The following is a 16,983-nucleotide window of genomic DNA, read 5'->3' on the forward strand; positions in this document are numbered from 1 at the left end:
CGACAGTATCAACCCCGACGCATGTCTCCGGCAAGTCGTGCGGCGTTGCGCCAGGTCAAACCGTAGATGGAAAGCTGCGGATTGGCACCAATCGAGGTCGGAAATACCGAGCCGTCCATCACGCTCAGGTTCTCAATCTGGTGGTGGCGGCCATAGCCGTTGACCACACCCTCCTTCTCGCTGGCCGCCATGGCGCAGCCGCCCATCACGTGAGCGCTGGCGACACGGGTCGACAACGGGCGCAGGTCAAGCGCTTCGAGACCGGTTTTGGCCTCGGCCCACGAGCGATAACCGTTGATGCGTTCATCGACGGGAAACACCTCCCTCGCACCGGCAGCAAACTGAATTTCGGCCATCGCCAGAAAGGCGCGCTTCGCCGCATCAAAGAAATAGCGATTGAGGCCGTAGTCCAGTTGCGGAAAGCCATCACCAAGCAGTTTGACCGTGCCGCCTTCACTGTCTGGATGAAAGCCGTCGCGGCATAGCGCAATCATCACCTGCGTATTGGTCATGTTGGTGATGCGGGCGCGATGATGCTCCGCCATGCCATTGACCGAAATCGCGTAGAGCACCGGATGCACCGGGGCCGCTTCCAGCTTGAAGCCCATCGCGCCATCGACCGGCTGAGTGCCGAGATAGTGGTCGCTGTACATCGTCTGCGGCGCACCCGACCAGCCCTCGACCTTGCTGCCCATATCGGCCCCGGAAATCAGCGAGGGATGCAGGAAGGTACGGCGACCGATCCGGCCGTGCGGGTCCGGCATCTTCGAGCGCAACAACAGCGCCGGCGAATTGATGGCGCCGCCAGCGACCACAAAGTGCTTTGCGGTCACCCGCACCCGTGCTGACCCCTCGTCGTAGCCGCTACCGCGCATGGCGGTGCATTCCAGCGCGCTCACGCGGCTACCCTGCCAGACCAGTCGGTCAGCGCGGGCGCGGCTGACCAGCACGGCACCACGCGACAAGGCCGCCGGGATGGTGGTCGTCAGCATCGACTGCTTGGCATTGGTGGGGCAACCCATGCCGCAATAGCCCAGGTTGTAGCAACCCTTGACATTGCGACGGATACGCTCGACCTTGACGCCAATCTTCTGACCGCCGCGCTCGAGCACGCTGTTGTTCTCGTTGGCCGGTGCCGTCCAGTCGGAGATACTGAGCAACTGCTCCGCCAGCTTGAACCAGCCGGCCATGTGTTCATCAGTCAGCTCGGTCAGACCGAAACGCTCGCGCCAGTGCTTGAGCGTCGGCGTTGGCGTGCGAAAGCTGCTGGTCCAGTTCACTGTGGTGGAACCACCGACCGTGCGCCCCTGCAGGATGTTGATCGCCTTGTCGGCGGTCTTGCGCGATGCGGACTCCTGATAGAGCGTCGGGTACGCCTCAGCCTCCAGCATGCGGAAGTCGGTCGAGCTTTTCAGCATGCCCTCTTCAATCATCACCACCTTGAGGCCGGTGCTGGACAGCACGTCGGCGGCAATGCCGCCGCCGGCACCGGTACCGATGATGCAGACGTCGGCTTCGAGCACGGCATCCTTGCCAAGCTGCGACGCGTCAATGTGCAACCAGCCTTTGGCCAGGCCTTCCTTGATGGGATCAACGAACATCTGCGTTTGCCTTATAGGGGTGGGATTGCTGCCCGGTGGGGGTCACGCCAGCTTGGGAGGGCCGGGATAGCCAGTCGCGGCCCAGGTGGTCGGCTCGGCGTAGAAACTGCCAAGCACCATGTCGTGCAGCGCGAAATACGCCTGTTGCTTGAGACTAATGCTGCTGTCACGCAGCCCGGCCAGAAAGGCGTTGACAACATTACTGTCGGCGTCCGGCCAATCACCGCCGTAGCCGAGCAGCGCCCGCGCCGGCTTGAGGGCGAGCAGGCCAAACAGATCGCCGATTTCACGACGCGTGCTGGCAGGCAGATTGTCGATCAGCGCGCCGCACGCCTTCAGTACGGCGCTAACTTGCGCATCGCGTTCGCTCCCTGCTGTGGGCAATGCGGGCCCCAACAGTGCGAGAGCAACGGCGCGCAGCATGTCGGTATGACTTGCCACCAGCTCTGCGCCGGCGGGCGCCGGACCAGCTGATTTGAGGCGCGGCAGAACCACGGCAGCGCCAGCGGCCAGCACCCCGGCAACGCCCACAAAAATGACTCTACGGCGTGTCCACATTGCAGCGTCCTCCTGCACCAGTTGCGGGGGATTGTAGGGAGAGGCGCTAGAGTCTGTGGCCTACCGTCCGCAGCGCGAATTTCACGCAGTGCATCACGCCGGCGACGTTCACTGCCCGCCACAATGGCGATCGCGGGCTTGATCCAGGTCCAGCAAGAACAACTCGGTTTGCCCTACGCTTGCGGCATGGCCAAATCGGGAACATCCTACGAGTCCACGCTGCGGGCCCACTTTGCAGCTGCCCGTGCAGAACGCGCGGCGGCACGCGATGCTGCAGTCAGTGCTGATGATCGCCTCGCCGTCCGCCGCTGGCAGCAAGCCCGCCTGGCGGCAACTCACGCCGATCTGCTTGCATCCAGCGAGTTTGGCCCCGCCGCAAGGTTCTTTCTGTCCGAACTCTATTCCACCGAAGACTTGACGCAGCGTGATGCCGACATCGAGCGCGTGATCCGCATTCTGGTGAAATTCCTCCCGGACAAAGCGCTGGCCACGCTCGCGGCGGCCCTCGAAATGGATGCGCTCTCCGAGCTGCTCGACGCCCGACTTGGCAAAGCGCTGCGGGAGCAATCCCCCGTGACAACTCAGCCGCTGACGATCACCCCAGCGAATTACGAAGTCGCCTATCGGGCCATGGGTGACTACCATCTGCGCCTGCGCCAGATCGCGCTAACCGAGGAGATTGGCCTGGCACTGGACAAACTGGCGCGGATGCCGCTGCTTGCGGGCCTGCTGCGCATGATGCGAGGTCCGGCGCATGCTGGCGGCGTTGGCGGTTTGCACGAATTCCTCGAACGCGGTTATGCCGCTTTTGCGCACATGAAAGACGGCCGTGCCTTCATCCTGACGATAGTGGAACGCGAACGAACTGAACACGAACGCCTGGCTGGCGGGACGCGCCGGGACTAACTTGCGTGCTCACAACCATCCGGTGGCGGCGATGACTTGAAGTCCAACCGACCTTTGCCCACTGCTACAGTCTTCGCTTGTCAAATTATGGCCGCTGCCAAACTGCGGCTGTCGCGTCCGGCGACGCTGTCCGAGTAGTCTTCACCCGCAACCGTCAAACTAGGCCCGAGCTTGCGACGCCCGACGTCGATTCCCGATGACGAGCGAGGGCCTCCCGAATTCTTGCGGTAGTATCGATTGATCGGGCCGCCTGAATAGCGCGCGCTTCGAGGGCGCTACGTTTTTCCGCGTCGCGCACCAGCGCCTCGCAACGCTGAGCAAGTCCGCCGTAGCCTTCTATCGCAAGCCCCTGCTCGTATACGAGTCCAAGTTGTTCGCCTGCTGCCATCTCAGTAACCACAGGCACACCGTTCGTCAACGCATAGAAGACGCGATACTGCTCAAAAACGCTGTTCTCTACCAGGCCAATGTTGAGCAGTAACTTGCTACGTCCGAGCAGCGCGTCGCGTCCCTCGCCAAAACAGGATTGCCCTGCAGCGTGGACACGAAGTCCGCGCTCGTCGCATTGCTGCAGCACGTGCATGCGGCGATGGTTGAGGGAACCATAGAACAGCACGTCAATATCGCGATCTACCGTGCGCGCGACTCGTCGCAAACGCTCTGCGTACCCGAGTGGCACCCAACTTTGCGTACGCGGACGAACGCCAAACCGGTCCATTGCCGACAAATTGCGAATACTGTAATCCCAGACGTGGCGCCCGTTGATAGCTTGGGCCAGCGTATTCCACGCGATGTCCACCTGATGGCTTTGGGCAAATGGCTCCGAGTTGACGATCACCGACGACATTGGCAGCGCAGCGATCACTGCAGGCGCCGTGATGGTATGAGCCCCGAAAATGTAGTTGGTGCCTTCCCGCAGAAACTCGTTGGCAGCCATCGTTGGGCGTAGACCGATCGCTTCGAGTGCGTCCGCGACTGCGTGCGCGGCGTCCTCGAAGATCGGGACGATGGTTGCGCCACCAAAGATGCAAATATGATGCGAGTGTCGCTCGCCGTGACGAATGCCGACTCTAATTGATGCCATGTACGGTCAAAAAAACGACAGCGGCGCCATTCGACGCATCGCGACATTGGTCGACTGATCAACGCAGGACTGCGTGGCGCGCCCGACAGGAGTCGAACCTGTGACCCTTGGCTTCGGAAACCAATACTCTATCCAGCTGAGCTACGGGCGCATAGGTCAGGATTATAGGCGGTGCCGGGACCAGCCTGGCGGCTGGCTATAATTAAAAGTTGCCAGTCGCAGCCCGGACGGCTTGGCCAGAGCAAAAAGCAAATCCGGATCCACCCGTCACAGTCACCACCTGCACACGGCCATGAGCGAAGAACACGGCACACTGATCAAGACCCCCAAGCAACTTATCGTCGTATGCGTGTTGGCGCTTGTCACGCCGGTCGCGATCGCACTGTTGGGCGCGCAACTGGTTACCGGCAGCAAACGCATCGACACGACCGAAGACAAGAAGTCCGTCGAGCAACGCGTCAAGCCGGTTGGCGAACTGGTCAAGCTTGAAGGCGCAGCTCCGGCGCCGGCCCCCGCTGCAGGCGTGGTTGCCGTTGCTGCCAAGGCCAAAAGCGGCGACGAGGTTTACAACGAGGCCTGCGTGGCCTGCCACGGGACAGGTGCGGCTGGCGCGCCAAAAACGGGTGACAAGGTCGCCTGGGCACCGCGCGTGGCACAAGGCGTGGCAACACTTTATGACCACGCCATCAAGGGCTTCAAGGCAATGCCCCCGAAGGGTGGCGCCTCCGCGCTGTCGGACGCCGAGGTAAAAGCCGGTGTCGATCTGCTGGTAGCCAAGGCCAAGTGAGGCTTTACGCAATCCGCAATGAACGCGCCCATCGGCGCGTTTTTTGTTTCTGCTGCGGTCATGCCAAGCTCGCCAGTTTGCATGCTGATACCCGGCGGGTAACTGCATGAGCACGTGGGTGATCGGCGATGTGCAGGGCTGCGCGGCCGAGCTTGATGCGCTGCTGGCACTGATCCGCTTCGACCCGGCGCATGACCGGGTGTATTTCGTCGGCGATCTGGTCAATCGTGGGCCTGATTCAGCGGCCGTGTTGCGGCGCGTCAGGGCGTTGCAGCAGCAAGGTGTTGCTGACAGCGTACTCGGCAACCATGATTTCTTTCTGATCATGGCGCACGAGGGGTTCTCGTCGCTGCACGAGGGCGACACACTCGATCAGGTACTTGCCCAGCCAGATGCCGACGAGCTGGTCGCCTGGCTGCGCCATCGCCCGCTGCTGCTTGACGTCGGTCCGCACACGATTGTCCACGCCGGCTTGCTGCCAGCATGGAGCCTCGCCGACGCACGCACGCTCGCCCGCGAAATCGAACGTGAGCTGCGTGGTCCCGACTACCAGGACTTCCTGCGCTCACTGTTCGGCAACGAACCGCGCACCTGGCACGAAGCCTTGAGCGGCCTGCCTCGACATCGCGTCATCGTGAATGCACTAGCGAGACTCCGTTTCTGCACCGCGTTCTCCGAGATCGATTTCCGTGAAAAGCGGGACGCCAGTTTCGCTCCGGCCGGCTTTGCACCCTGGTTCGCGCTGCCTGGCCGGCGATCGGCAGGCGGCCACGTGCTGGCGGGCCACTGGTCCAGCGAAGGCTTGCGGCTGTGGCCGAATGTGAGTCTGCTCGACTCAGGCTGCCTGTGGGGCGGTGCGCTCACCGCGCTGCGACTTGAAGACCGCGCCGTGTTCCAGGTGCCCAGCCGACAACCGCTGGCGCTGACGACTGGCGACTAGGGAAACGCTGAATAAGTCCGCGTGATGCAGCGCGCGGCGGATTAGGATGAGCTGTAAGCCCAAAATTCTGAGGCACAGCGGGGCTATGTTGAAGAATTTTGGGTTTGCAGATCGCCCAAGTCCGACGATGCGATGCGCACGGGGGACTTATTCAGCGTTTCCCTAGGCCCGAACCGCCTCGCCGATCAGCGCCTGCGCCCGTTGCGCAACCTCACGTCGTGACATTCCGGCGCAATTGATCGCCTCGATGAAGCGTACTTCGGCAATCACCGGCTCGGCATCGTGGATCGCGCGCAGCGACTCGATCAGGCTCATCGCACCGATGTAGGCAGCGGCGTCAGTACGCTGTTCAGCCACCACGCCATGCGCGGCCGGCCGCCGGAAGTAGCGGATCGCCACCACCCACACCTCCCCCTCGCTGGCGACGATCGGCTCCAGCAGTGACGCGTGGAACTTGAGCACATCGCGACCAGCACTGGTCGTGCCCTCCGGGAACACCGCTACCGTCTCACCGGCATCAAGCAGACGATGTACGACCTCCTTCAGCCGGTGCGTCTCCTTGCGTTCGCTGCGATTGATGAACACGGTGCCGACGTTCGCCAGCAGGCGACCGGCAAGCGGCCAGCGACGCAACTCCGCCTTGGCAATGAAATGGCAGGCGCGCTGCGTATTGAGCGCGAAAATGTCAGCCCAGGACACATGATTGGCAACCAGTGTCACGGGTCGCTCGGCATCGTCCGGAAAGTTGACTGCGCGCACTTCGATGCCCGCCAGGTGCAGCAGATCACGTGACCACGAGCGGATGATGGCGTGCCGCTGCGGCGAATCGGCCCGGGCAAACGATGTCGCAGAAATCCACAGCCCGACGAGCAGTTTGGCGAACAGCCGCGCCACGCGCCACGCGAAGGTCAGATTCCTCACCCGCCACACCCGATTGTGGACAACCCCGGTAGCCGCGCTGCGGGGATTTCTCTATCATTACTCACAGCAACGCCGGAAGGGTGCATGCGCCCTGCGTGCCAAACGCACCAAATGACGCGCGACATGACGCTTCGCGCGCTCCGAATGCGTCCTATCCGGAACACGAACATACTTTCAGGAGAGACCATATGTCACGCATTTTCGCATTCAGCCTGGTCGCCGTCGCCGTGGTCCTTGCTGGCTGTGAAGCCTCGCAGCCCAAAGTCGGCTCCGATCAGGCGCGCACCGCCGCCACCGGATCCGCCGGCGGCGCCGCGGCACAAAACGTCAACGCCAAGCTTGGCCGTTGTGATCGCCCGGCCGGCACCATCGCGCTGGTGGAAGACACCAGCCTCGACTGGTACCGCGCCTACATGGACAAATATCGCCTTGGTTCCACATCGCCGGTGCTGCGCCTGTTGATCCAGCAGTCGAACTGCTTCATCGTGGTTGAGCGCGGCCGCGCGATGGCCAACATGCAGCAGGAGCGCGCGCTGCAGCAATCCGGCGAAATGCGTCAGAACTCCAACTTTGGCAAAGGCCAGATGGTTGCAGCGGATTACTCGCTGACACCGGAGGTGCTGATGAGCGCCCGTGGCACCAGCGGTCTTGGCGCTGCGCTCGGTGGCTTCGGTGGTCGTCTCGGCGTGCTCGGCGCCGTGGCCGGTGGCATTCAGACCAACGAAGCGGCCGTCATGCTGACACTGGTCGACAACCGTTCAGGCGTGCAGGTCGCTGCCGCAGAAGGCTCGTCGTCGAATACGGACTTCAACCTCGGCGCTGTACTGGTCGGTTCGTCCGGCTTTGGCGGCGCGGGTGGCTATACCAACACACCGCAGGGCAAGGTCGTCACCGCTGCCTTCACCGATGCTTACAACAACATCATCACCGCCGTGCGCAACTACGCGCCGCAATCGATGGGTGATCGTGGCATGGGCACTGGTGGTCGCCTGACTGTCGAAGGCTCGTCGCAGCAACAGGGCGCATCGGTGCAGTCCAGCCAGGCCGCCGGCCCGTCGTCGAACCCGGCGCAGAACGCCAACCTCTCGGTGCGTGACGTGCAGGTCAAGCTGAACCAGCTCGGCTACAACGTCGGTGCAGCGGATGGCCAGCTTGGCCGCGCCACGGTCGCCGGCATCCGCGCCTTCCAGCGCGACCGTCGCCTGACCATCTCTGGGCAGCTCGACCAGGCCACGATGAACGAGCTGGCGAAGTAATTCTCGTCACGCTCCAAAAGGCCCGCTATATGCGGGCCTTTTTGCTTTCTGACAGCGGTGATGCGCGACAATCCAATTGGCCAAGCAGTGTGGCTTGACCTTTCAGGCACCATGACCGAAACGATCCTAATCTCCCCATTCGCCGGCTGCGGCCCGCAACAGATTCCCAATCGCGTCTACAGTGACAACGGTCTCTACCAGCGCGAGATGGAGGCGTTCTTCTACAAGGGTCACTGGTGCTACGTCGCGCTCGAATGCGAGATACCGAACGCAGGGGACTACAAGGCGACGATGATCGGCGAACGCCCGGTGATCGTGGTGCGTGATCGCGATGGTTCAGTCAATGTGCTGGAGAACCGCTGCGCGCACAAGGGCGCGAAGTTTTGCCAGAAGGAATTCGGCAACGCGAAAGTCTTCGTCTGCCCGTATCACCAGTGGGGCTACCGGCTGAATGGCGAACTGGCCGGGGTGCCGATGAAGAACGGCGTCGGTGGTCAGGGTGGCATGGACGCCGATTTCAAACTGGAAGAACACGGCCTCAACCGCCTCAAGGTGCAGGTGCACAACGGCATCGTGTTCGCAAGTTTCGACCCGGACGTCGAACCGTTCGAGCAGTTCATTGGCAGCGGGCTGATGCCCTTCTTCAACCGCACGTTCGACGGCCGCAAGCTCACCCTGCTTGGGTACAACCGGCAGCGCATTCGCGGCAACTGGAAGCTGATGCAGGAGAATATCAAAGACCCGTACCACCCCGGCCTCCTGCATGTGTTCTTCGTGACCTTCGGCCTCTGGCGCGCCGACCAGAAGAGCGAGCTGCGCATTGACCCGCGTGGCCGTCACGCGCAGATGATCTCAACCCGCAATGCCGGCGGCGAAAACGCCGAAGTGACCAAAGGCGTGACCAGTTTCAAACGGGCACTCAAGCTCGAAGACCCGCGCCTGATGGACGTGGTGCAGGAAGGCTGGTGGCAGGGGCCGACCGCCGTGATGCAGACCATCTTCCCGAGCGTGATCATCCAGCAGCAGGTGAACTCGCTCTCCACGCGGCAGATCATCCCGCAGGGGCCGGACGCGTTTGATTTCGTGTGGACGCATTTCGGCTTTGCCGACGACACGCCCGAGATGACCGAACGCCGCCTCAAGCAGGCCAATCTGTTCGGCCCGGCAGGGCTTGTGTCGCTCGACGACGGCGAAGTGATCGAATATTGCCAGCAGGCAACCAGCGCTTATCCCGACGGCGAATGCGTCGTCGCGCTGGGCGGCAACGACAGTGGCACTGCCAGCCCGCACATGGTCACCGAAACACTGATTCGCGGCATGTACCGCTACTACCGCGAGACGCTTGGTCTATGAGCGATATCGCCTTGCTCGACGTCCTCGCGCTCAATGCGCGCTACGGCGACGCGCTCGACCGCTTTGATCTAGCGACATGGGAGGCGCTCTTCACGCCCGCTGCCGTGTACCGCGCGCAGGCGCGCGAGAACTTCGACCGTGGCCTGCCGCTCGCCGCGATCTATCTCGATGGCCACGGCATGATGGCCGACCGCATCACCGGGATCGAGAAGACGCTGGTGTTCGCGCCACGCAGCACGCGACACATCATCGGCCTGCCGGTGCTCGACGGCGTGCATGCCCGTACGCCATTCATCGTCGCGCAGACCGTCGGCCCCCAGCCGCCCGAGATGCTGGCAACCGGTTGCTATCACGATACGCTGGTCGCCACAACCGAAGGTCTGCGCCTCGCCGCGCGCAATGCCGTCTACGACAACGCGCTGATCCCCAATTCACTCGTTTATCCGCTTTAGAAAACACCCACTATGGACCTCGGACTCAAAGGCAAAAACGTCATCGTCACTGGCGGCAGCCGCGGTATTGGGCGCTCGATTGCGCTGGCGTTCGCCGACGAAGGTGCCAACGTGGCGATCTGTGCGCGCGGCATGGACGCGCTGGCGAGCGTCCGCGACGAACTGACTGCGCGGGGCGTAACGGCGTTCGCCCAGTCCTGCGATGTGGGCGACGCGGCGGCGCTGGCGGCCTTTCTGGATGCGGCCAACGCGGCGCTTGGTGGCGTCGACGTGCTGGTCAACAATCCGTCCGGCTTCGGTCTGGGTGACAGCGAAGAAGCCTGGTCGCTCGGTTTCAACGTGGACATGATGGCCGCCGTGCGCGCCAGCCGTCAGGTGGTGCCGTGGATGGAAGCGCGCGGCGGTGGCGCCATCGTGCACATCTCGTCGATCTCGGGCATGGAAGGCACCACGCGGCAGGCCGCCTATGCGGCGATGAAGGCGGCGATGATTTCTCACTCCAAATCGCTGGCGCTGACGCTGGCGCCGAAGAACATCCGCGTCAATTGCGTGTCGCCGGGATCGGTGGAATTCCCCGGCGGGCTGTGGGACCAGCGCAAGCGCGATGGCTCGCCGCTCTATGAAGCCATCCGCACCGGCATCCCGTTCCAGCGCCTCGGGCGACCCGAGGAAATCGCCGCCGCTGTGGTGTTCTGCGCCTCGGCCCCTGCCAGCTGGGTCAGCGGCGTCAATTTGCCGGTGGACGGCGGACAGCATCGGGCCAATCTGTAGCGGGGCTTCGGGCACTCGGCGGATGCACTGACAGCGTTGACACGTTAGCAGTGTGCAGCAACTTTTTACTCAAATGACGTTTCTATTGGGCTCGGCAGGCGAAAAGACTAAAAGTCGAGTATTCGAACTTTTATGCATTGGGCCCAGTTTGAATAAGACTTTCACTGAAAAGCTGATCCAATTTAGATTGGTCAATTCTGTCGTCATAAACGCCACGACACGCTACGTCAACGTCACTTTTGTGACGTAAATTGACATGCGTCGCCTGCGACACCCAATTCGTAAGCTTTTGTTTTAGAAGCCATTTTTTCCGCGTTCACGGCAGGCACGGAGATCGCCATTGATCAATCGAATCAAACTCCGTGGGGGTGGTCACATGGGCTTCTTCGAGAACTGGATCAGCGACAAAGTCAGCGCGGCCTTCGGGCGCGGCACTGGCATGCTGCAGCCGGTGCCGGCAGGCGGCCCACCGTTACAAGCACGCGAAAAGGCGCCGCAGAGCGCCCCCGTGCCCTCGTCCGACGCGAAATTGCGCAAGGCTGCAGCAGAGTTGATGGGCGGTCATGACTTCACTGCAAAGCCGACCATTGATCCGTCGGTGCTGCAAACCATCATGCCACGCGACGGCAATGCCTCGCTGACCGTCTCCGGTCTTGACGGCGTACTGACGGTCGGCAAAGACATGGTGATGACCACCGACCAGCCAATCCGCTGCGAGACCATCCGTGTGCTCGGCACGCTGGAAGCCACTGTGTACGCGAGGAAGATCATCATTGCCGAAGGCGGCGCGGTGATCGGCTCGGTGCGCACCAATGAGGCCGAGGTTCGCGGCGAGTTCGATGGCTCGATGCAGGTCAAAGGCAAGGTGAGTTTCTATCCGCGCTCAAAGATCAGCGGCAAGATTCGCGCGCTCGATCTCGCGATCTCCGCTGAGTCGAACACCAACGACGCCGACATCAAGCGCGTCGTGCCACGGATTTTTGAAGACGACGAAGGCGGCGCGCCGGCTGCTGGCTTCGAGGAAGGTTATTCCTCCATGCACATCACCGTCTCGCAAAAATCCGCGCTGCGCCGCTAACTTTCGGCCGTCGGACGCGAACCGCTCCGGCCCGCAATCCTCTCACTGCCCGTGGCCCGGTTGCTCGCAACCGGGTTTGCCATTTGCGTCCGCGAAACCCGCTGTGAGCAATCGGGCTACCAGCGCTCGCCCCACACTTCGGCAAAGCGCGCGCGAATCGCCGGCTCGGTGAAATTGTGGTTCTGCCCGCCGCGTTCGGCAATCTTGATCGAACCCACCAGGCTGCCCAGCTTGCAGGCCTTCTCCACGTTCCAGCCGTGCGCGATGCCGTAGAGCAATCCGGCGCGGAATGCGTCGCCGCAACCGGTCGGGTCGACCAGCGCGCTCGCAGGCACCACCGGCACGTCGACCACGCGCCCGTCGGTGTACACGCGTGAACCAGTGGCGCCTAGCGTAACGACCAGAGCTTTCAGGTTTGGCGCGAAGGATTCGATCGCACGCCCGGTCTTCTGCGCAATCATCTCGGCTTCGTAGTCGTTCACGCTCAGGTAATCGGCCATCCCGATCAGCTCGGCAATCTCGTCGCCCGAGAACGCCGGCATCGCCTGACCGGGGTCGAAGATAAAAGGGATCTTCTTCGACGCAAAGCCACGCGCATGCTTGAACATGCCGTCGCGCCCATCCGGTGCCACGATGCCCAGCGCAATGTTGTCCACCGCAGTCACATCGTTCACCTGCGACTGGAACATCGCGCCTGCATGAAAGCTGGTGATCTGGTTATCGTCAAGATCGGTAGTGATGTGGCAGTTGGCCGTGAACGAGCCGGGCACCGCGCGCAACGCGTCGAGCCCGATGCCAAAGCCCGCCATGCGGTCGCGATACTCGGCGCCATCGTCACCAATCGCCGCGCAGATCACCGGTGCGCCACCGAGCAGCTTCAGCGTGTAGGCAATGTTGCCCGCGCAACCACCGAATTCGCGCCGCATGTTCTCCACCAAGAACGACACGCTGATCTTGTGCGTCGCCCCCGGCACAATGTGCTCGGCAAACCGCCCCGGAAACACGCAAATCGTGTCAAAGGCCATCGAGCCACAAATCAGGACGCGGGGTTCGGCGGACATGCGGTGCTTTCGAACAGGGAAAGATTGCATTTTATGCGGGCAACCTCATGCAACCGATCACGCCGTAGCCTTGATGCAGTTAAACGAAATCGAGGACTGTTGACGTCACGAAACCTCGATACCGCTGCGCTGCATCGAGGCTACACTCGCTACCACGGTGTGAATCTCGCCACTTAAGTTAGCCCTTCAATGAACAACCCTCTGTTTACTTCCGGGCAAGACTGGCGGAGCAACGCGTGCATTAGTCGCAGCCACGTGCCAATGCGCCTATACATCCTAGGGTATAAGAAAGCAGCAGACCTTCTCGCCCAGCAAGTGGTGGAGACAGCTCACAGAAGTGGCCCCATTCGTCAAGACAACAAACCCCGAAAGATAAGTGGAACTCGGAGGGTGGGTTGAGAGCGTAGCGTTATCCACGGCGCGCGCGAAAACTCGTCGTATAGAGCACGTTTCGCGCGCGCCGTGGGTAACGCGGAGCACGCCGGTTCGCTTCATTCTACGCAGCCGCCTTCAAGCTCCGTGCCGCCAGTTTCTCCCGTGAATTGTCGTAGGCTTGTTTCGGCGTCTGCTCCATTTCGTTGGAAGTGTGCGGTCGCTGCTCGTTGTACCAGTCGATGTACTCAGCCACGTCGGCGCGTGCCTGGCTCACCGTATCGTAGGCACGCTTGTAGATGCGCTCGTATTTGATTGTTCGCCAGAAGCGTTCGACGAAGACGTTGTCGCGCCACGCCCCCCTACCGTCCATCGATAGCTTGATGTTGCGCGTCGTGATCGCCTCAACGAATTTGAGCGCGGTGAACTGGCTGCCCTGATCGGTGTTGACGATCTCGGGCGTACCGAAGCGATGGATCGCCTGCTCGACGATCTCGACGGCGTGATACGCCTCCAGCGTGGTGCAGAGCTTGTGCGCGAGCACTCGGCGGCTGGCCACGTCGATCACGGCGGTGAGGTAGGCGAAGCCGTGACGCATCGGGATGTAGGTGGTGTCGAGCGCCCAGACCGTGTTGGCGTCCATCTGTTCGAAGTTGATGCTGCCGAGCAGGTAGGGGAACACCTTGTGCCGGGGGCCACGCCCTCGCTTGCTGGTGCCGGGCTTTGGACACTGCGCCTCAATCCCCATGCGCCGCATGAGGGTGGCGACGTGCTTGCGCCCCAAGGGTTGTTGCTCGATCCAGGGCTTGATCGATGCGTCGCGCCTGAGCATGCGCAAGAGGCCCCGCGAGCCCCAGAACGGCTGCTCCAGATGCAGCTCATCGATGCGCCGCATCAGCGCCAGATCGCGCTCGGAGACCGCCACGGCCTGGTAGTACACCGCCGAGCGGCTGATGCCAACCAGCGTGGCCTGCCGCGTCAGCGATAGTTTGTGCGTCCGGTCGATCATTTCCCGGCGCTCAGCAATCCGACCTTGGTGAGCGCGCGTTCTAAAAAATCAATCTCCAAGGCTTGTTGCCCAATCTTGGTCTGGGCCTTGACGAGCGCTTCGTCGTCGCCAGCGGCCAGCGTCGTGCTCCCGCCAAAGGCGAGTGTGGCGCGCTCCAGCAATAGCTTCTTCCATTCGCTGATCTGGTTGGCGTGAACGTCAAAACGTGCCACCAACTCGGCTGTCGTTGCGTCCTCCCGCAGCGCTGCCAGGGCAACCCTGGCTTTGAATTCCGGTGTGAGCTTGCGCCGCTGGCGCCGAATTGCGCTGCTCTTCTTCGTTGACATCGAATAGTCTTTCTCGCGGCTTCCGCCGCGTCATTTGCTATCCGAGTTTCCACTTATCCTGCTGTCTTGAAATGTGGGGCCACTTCTCACGATCAAGACATTCTTGTCTACCCGATTGCGTTTCTGTACAGACAGTACATCGAACTCCAACTCAAAGAAGTCATTAAAGAAAGTCGAATTCTCCTGTCGGAAGGTAGTGGTTTTCCGGAACACCATAAGATCCATCACTTATGGGATCTTGCGAGTGGACTCATGCGGAAGATTGCCGAAAAAATTGATCCGTCAGTTGATGATTACATCAAGTCTGATGACGTCGACCTCATTGGGACTGTGATTGCCTGTTTCACAGATGTCGACCCAGAGTCAATGGCGTTTCGCTACCCAACAAGCAAATTTGGTAAGAGCAGTTTAGGTGAAATTACGCTCATCAATATCCGCAATCTAGCGGAGCGAATTAGCAGCCTTAGTGATGGGCTAGATAAATTTGATCTCGTCGTTAGCGTTCTTCGCCAACAGCAAGATGAAATGCGTCAGATGTTTCAACCGTAGCCAGCCAGGTAGGGTGGGCAACTCGTTGCCCACGCATTCACAAAGGTCACCAGACCAAGCGGGATAGGCGCTACCAAGGCGTCGCGTGGGCAACAAGTTGCCCACCCTACGGCAATGCGCTATCAATCGTCATCGCCGTAAACTGAGATGACGATGCCAACTCACCCCGCAACGCTCTACTTCATGTGCGGCAAGATGGCCGCTGGCAAATCCACGCATGCCAAGGCGCTAGCAGAGGCGAAGAACGCCGTGCTCATCGTGCAGGACGATCTGCTGGCGGGCCTGTATCCTGGCGAGATACTGGTGATCCCGGATTTCGTGAAGTATTCAGCGCGGCTGCGTGATGCGCTGACGCCGCACATTGTGGCGCTGCTGTCACATGGCGTTTCTGTGGTGCTCGACTTCCCCGGCAACACGCGCACCCAGCGCGAATGGTTCCGCACGCTGTTCGAGGGTGCGGGTGTGGCGCATGAGTTGCACTACATCGACGCACCCGACGACCTTTGCAAGCAGCAACTGAAGCAGCGCAGCGCCGGGTTGCCAGCGGGTGCGCCGTGGACGACGGATGCCGAGTTCGATGCAATCACGGAGTACTTTCAATCACCGGCAGAAGATGAGGGATTCACCGTCGTGCATCACACGCGCAGCGTGTGATGTTGGCGGCAGCAGCATAACTGCCTGCAGCGAAGCTAAGACAGAATTGCCTCGTCGTGGCACGTACTCTCGCCGTCTGGCGATCACGATCGCTTGACAGTCAGCTCGTTGTTGACGCTTGCAACCCCTTTCACCGCTCTGGCGATGGTGGTGGCGCGATCCTTTGCCGCCGCAGTCGGGGCCGGGCCGTACATGCTGACCACGCCGTTGCGAGTGTCGACATCGATTTTCAGGGCACTGAGATCCGGGTCCTTCAACAGTCCGGCACTGACGGAAGCGGTGATCGCCATGTCGTCGCTATCGCGCGCCAAGGTGTCGTTCACACGTTCGGCCGACTGCTTTGCGCCGTCGACGCTATCGAGCACCGCCGTGCGCGCCTGATCCACCGCCTCTTTCGCTGATTCCGTCGCCTGTGTTGCGGTCTGCTCGGTCCTGGCAACCGCCGCATCGAGGCGCTGACCGACCGTCTGCGTGCTGTCCTGTTCACCGCACGCCACCAGAAAGGGCAGCGTGAAGGCGGCAACTACTGCGGTCACGATGGCAGCCGCAACAGGCTTGCGGGTAGCGGAAGGACTCAGTGTTTCTTGTGATGGCAAAGGCATGTGAACCTCCTGCGTCAAACATCAATTCGTTGTACGACCGGCGGTGGTGCTTCCAGTGGAAATGGATTGGGTAGCGCCGGTTCGCGGATGGGGGCCGGTGTACTGGGTTGACCCGGTGGCACCACCGGCGCCGGCCCAGGCGCCGGTGGTAGCGGCGAGGGCGTGAGGGCCTCGCCTGGCTGGGCGTTCATCACCCGGCCTAGAGCTTGTCGACGATGTCTTTCGCCTTGTCCCTGATCGCCTCTTTGGCATCGCCGTAGTTGGCCTGCACCTTGCCAGAGATTTGATTGGCGCGACCTTCGGCCTTGAGCTGTTCATCCGACATGACTTTGCCGGCGACCTCCTGCAGCTTGCCCTTGACCTGATCGACACGACCTTCGACTTGATCCTTGTTCATGGCTTGATTCCTTTACGGTTTTGCTGGCATCCGCACAGCGCGGTGCCATGGATGAATTGTTCTGCGGCACCGCGAAAGCAACCATCAGAAATCGCTCATATCGGTTGTAGTCTCCCACCTACATTGCGACGCAATAGTGCCGCCGATGCGCATCGACCATGTCGGAGAACCTTTCGGACACGGTGCCGAAAACCTCTCCTCATCTCTGGGTGCAAACCACTCATCGCATGACGTGGCCGTCCTGATCGAAAGCGCGCCTCAGAATCAATGTTGCGGCCGTCAGCTGAATTCTCCTGGCCGAACTCC

The 16,983-nt window shown here is 61.5% G+C and carries 18 protein-coding genes and 1 tRNA gene; 10 read left to right on the forward strand and 9 right to left on the reverse strand.

The features are described 5' to 3' along the window. Positions 1 to 8 precede the first annotated feature (8 nt). Together FKL89_RS15630 and FKL89_RS15635 are read right to left on the reverse strand one after the other, a co-directional pair. Positions 9 to 1,601 (reverse strand): GMC family oxidoreductase, encoded by a 1,593-nt coding sequence (locus tag FKL89_RS15630; RefSeq protein WP_156863680.1) that lies wholly within the window; start codon positions 1,599 to 1,601, stop codon positions 9 to 11. Between the two features lie 42 nt (positions 1,602 to 1,643). After that, on the reverse strand, positions 1,644 to 2,159 hold the full coding sequence (locus FKL89_RS15635; protein ID WP_156863681.1) for a hypothetical protein: 516 nt from the start codon (positions 2,157 to 2,159) through the stop codon (positions 1,644 to 1,646). Positions 2,160 to 2,345: 186 nt separating this feature from the next. On the opposite strand from FKL89_RS15635, the gene FKL89_RS15640 reads away from it, so the two are divergent. Next, positions 2,346 to 3,065, forward strand: a complete 720-nt coding sequence (locus FKL89_RS15640; RefSeq protein WP_156863682.1) for a DUF8198 family protein — start codon at positions 2,346 to 2,348, stop codon at positions 3,063 to 3,065. Positions 3,066 to 3,219: 154 nt separating this feature from the next. On the opposite strand, the gene FKL89_RS15645 is transcribed toward FKL89_RS15640, so the two are convergent. Beyond that, a complete protein-coding gene (locus FKL89_RS15645) occupies positions 3,220 to 4,149 on the reverse strand; it encodes a hypothetical protein (protein ID WP_156863683.1) in 930 nt (309 codons plus the stop codon). Between the two features lie 74 nt (positions 4,150 to 4,223). Beyond that, positions 4,224 to 4,300, reverse strand: a tRNA-Arg gene (locus tag FKL89_RS15650). 141 nt (positions 4,301 to 4,441) lie between these two features. On the opposite strand from FKL89_RS15650, the gene FKL89_RS15655 reads away from it, so the two are divergent. Together FKL89_RS15655 and FKL89_RS15660 are read left to right on the forward strand one after the other, a co-directional pair. Continuing rightward, complete coding sequence (locus tag FKL89_RS15655) at positions 4,442 to 4,936, forward strand: c-type cytochrome (protein WP_156863684.1); 495 nt, start codon at positions 4,442 to 4,444, stop codon at positions 4,934 to 4,936. A gap of 106 nt (positions 4,937 to 5,042) precedes the next feature. After that, positions 5,043 to 5,876, forward strand: coding sequence for a symmetrical bis(5'-nucleosyl)-tetraphosphatase (locus FKL89_RS15660; RefSeq protein ID WP_156863685.1), 834 nt, complete (start codon positions 5,043 to 5,045; stop codon positions 5,874 to 5,876). Between the two features lie 162 nt (positions 5,877 to 6,038). Here FKL89_RS15660 and FKL89_RS15665 read toward each other — a convergent pair whose 3' ends face one another. Then, on the reverse strand, positions 6,039 to 6,797 hold the full coding sequence (locus tag FKL89_RS15665; protein ID WP_162527547.1) for a lysophospholipid acyltransferase family protein: 759 nt from the start codon (positions 6,795 to 6,797) through the stop codon (positions 6,039 to 6,041). A gap of 188 nt (positions 6,798 to 6,985) precedes the next feature. Here FKL89_RS15665 and FKL89_RS15670 point away from each other — a divergent pair, with 188 nt between their 5' ends. From FKL89_RS15670 to FKL89_RS15690, 5 genes are all read left to right on the forward strand, one after another. Next, a complete protein-coding gene (locus tag FKL89_RS15670; protein ID WP_156863687.1) occupies positions 6,986 to 8,053 on the forward strand; it encodes a peptidoglycan-binding protein in 1,068 nt (355 codons plus the stop codon). 111 nt (positions 8,054 to 8,164) lie between these two features. Then, positions 8,165 to 9,406 (forward strand): aromatic ring-hydroxylating dioxygenase subunit alpha, encoded by a 1,242-nt coding sequence (locus FKL89_RS15675; RefSeq protein ID WP_156863688.1) that lies wholly within the window; start codon positions 8,165 to 8,167, stop codon positions 9,404 to 9,406. Then, positions 9,403 to 9,858: an aromatic-ring-hydroxylating dioxygenase subunit beta gene (locus FKL89_RS15680; RefSeq protein ID WP_162527548.1), complete on the forward strand. Its 456-nt coding sequence runs from the start codon at positions 9,403 to 9,405 to the stop codon at positions 9,856 to 9,858. The genes FKL89_RS15675 and FKL89_RS15680 overlap by 4 nt, the downstream gene beginning before the upstream one ends. Before the next feature lie 12 nt (positions 9,859 to 9,870). After that, the gene (locus tag FKL89_RS15685; RefSeq protein ID WP_156863690.1) at positions 9,871 to 10,629 is read left to right on the forward strand and encodes an SDR family NAD(P)-dependent oxidoreductase; all 759 of its coding nucleotides are present in this window, start codon (positions 9,871 to 9,873) and stop codon (positions 10,627 to 10,629) included. A 340-nt stretch (positions 10,630 to 10,969) separates the two neighbouring features. Then, entirely contained in the window at positions 10,970 to 11,707 is a 738-nt protein-coding gene (locus tag FKL89_RS15690; RefSeq protein WP_156863691.1) for a bactofilin family protein, read from the forward strand. Between the two features lie 116 nt (positions 11,708 to 11,823). Here FKL89_RS15690 and FKL89_RS15695 read toward each other — a convergent pair whose 3' ends face one another. Further along, positions 11,824 to 12,768 (reverse strand): carbohydrate kinase family protein, encoded by a 945-nt coding sequence (locus FKL89_RS15695; protein ID WP_156863692.1) that lies wholly within the window; start codon positions 12,766 to 12,768, stop codon positions 11,824 to 11,826. A gap of 496 nt (positions 12,769 to 13,264) precedes the next feature. After that, positions 13,265 to 14,475 (reverse strand): IS3 family transposase gene (locus FKL89_RS15700; protein WP_156860844.1). Its coding sequence is split into 2 segments (ribosomal slippage): positions 13,265 to 14,190 and positions 14,190 to 14,475, totalling 1,212 coding nucleotides; the frame shifts between segments, so codons are not numbered across the junction. A gap of 252 nt (positions 14,476 to 14,727) precedes the next feature. Here FKL89_RS15700 and FKL89_RS15705 point away from each other — a divergent pair. Both FKL89_RS15705 and FKL89_RS15710 read left to right on the forward strand, forming a co-directional pair. Then, positions 14,728 to 15,024, forward strand: coding sequence for a hypothetical protein (locus FKL89_RS15705; protein ID WP_156863693.1), 297 nt, complete (start codon positions 14,728 to 14,730; stop codon positions 15,022 to 15,024). Between the two features lie 153 nt (positions 15,025 to 15,177). Beyond that, complete coding sequence (locus FKL89_RS15710; protein WP_156863694.1) at positions 15,178 to 15,678, forward strand: P-loop nucleotide/nucleoside kinase family protein; 501 nt, start codon at positions 15,178 to 15,180, stop codon at positions 15,676 to 15,678. 83 nt (positions 15,679 to 15,761) lie between these two features. Here FKL89_RS15710 and FKL89_RS15715 read toward each other — a convergent pair whose 3' ends face one another. Together FKL89_RS15715 and FKL89_RS15720 are read right to left on the reverse strand one after the other, a co-directional pair. Then, entirely contained in the window at positions 15,762 to 16,280 is a 519-nt protein-coding gene (locus FKL89_RS15715; RefSeq protein WP_156863695.1) for a BON domain-containing protein, read from the reverse strand. A gap of 199 nt (positions 16,281 to 16,479) precedes the next feature. Further along, positions 16,480 to 16,677, reverse strand: coding sequence for a CsbD family protein (locus tag FKL89_RS15720; protein ID WP_156863696.1), 198 nt, complete (start codon positions 16,675 to 16,677; stop codon positions 16,480 to 16,482). Positions 16,678 to 16,983 lie beyond the last annotated feature (306 nt).

It is taken from the genome of Casimicrobium huifangae (genome assembly GCF_009746125.1).
GTDB classification, from domain to species: domain Bacteria; phylum Pseudomonadota; class Gammaproteobacteria; order Burkholderiales; family Casimicrobiaceae; genus Casimicrobium; species Casimicrobium huifangae.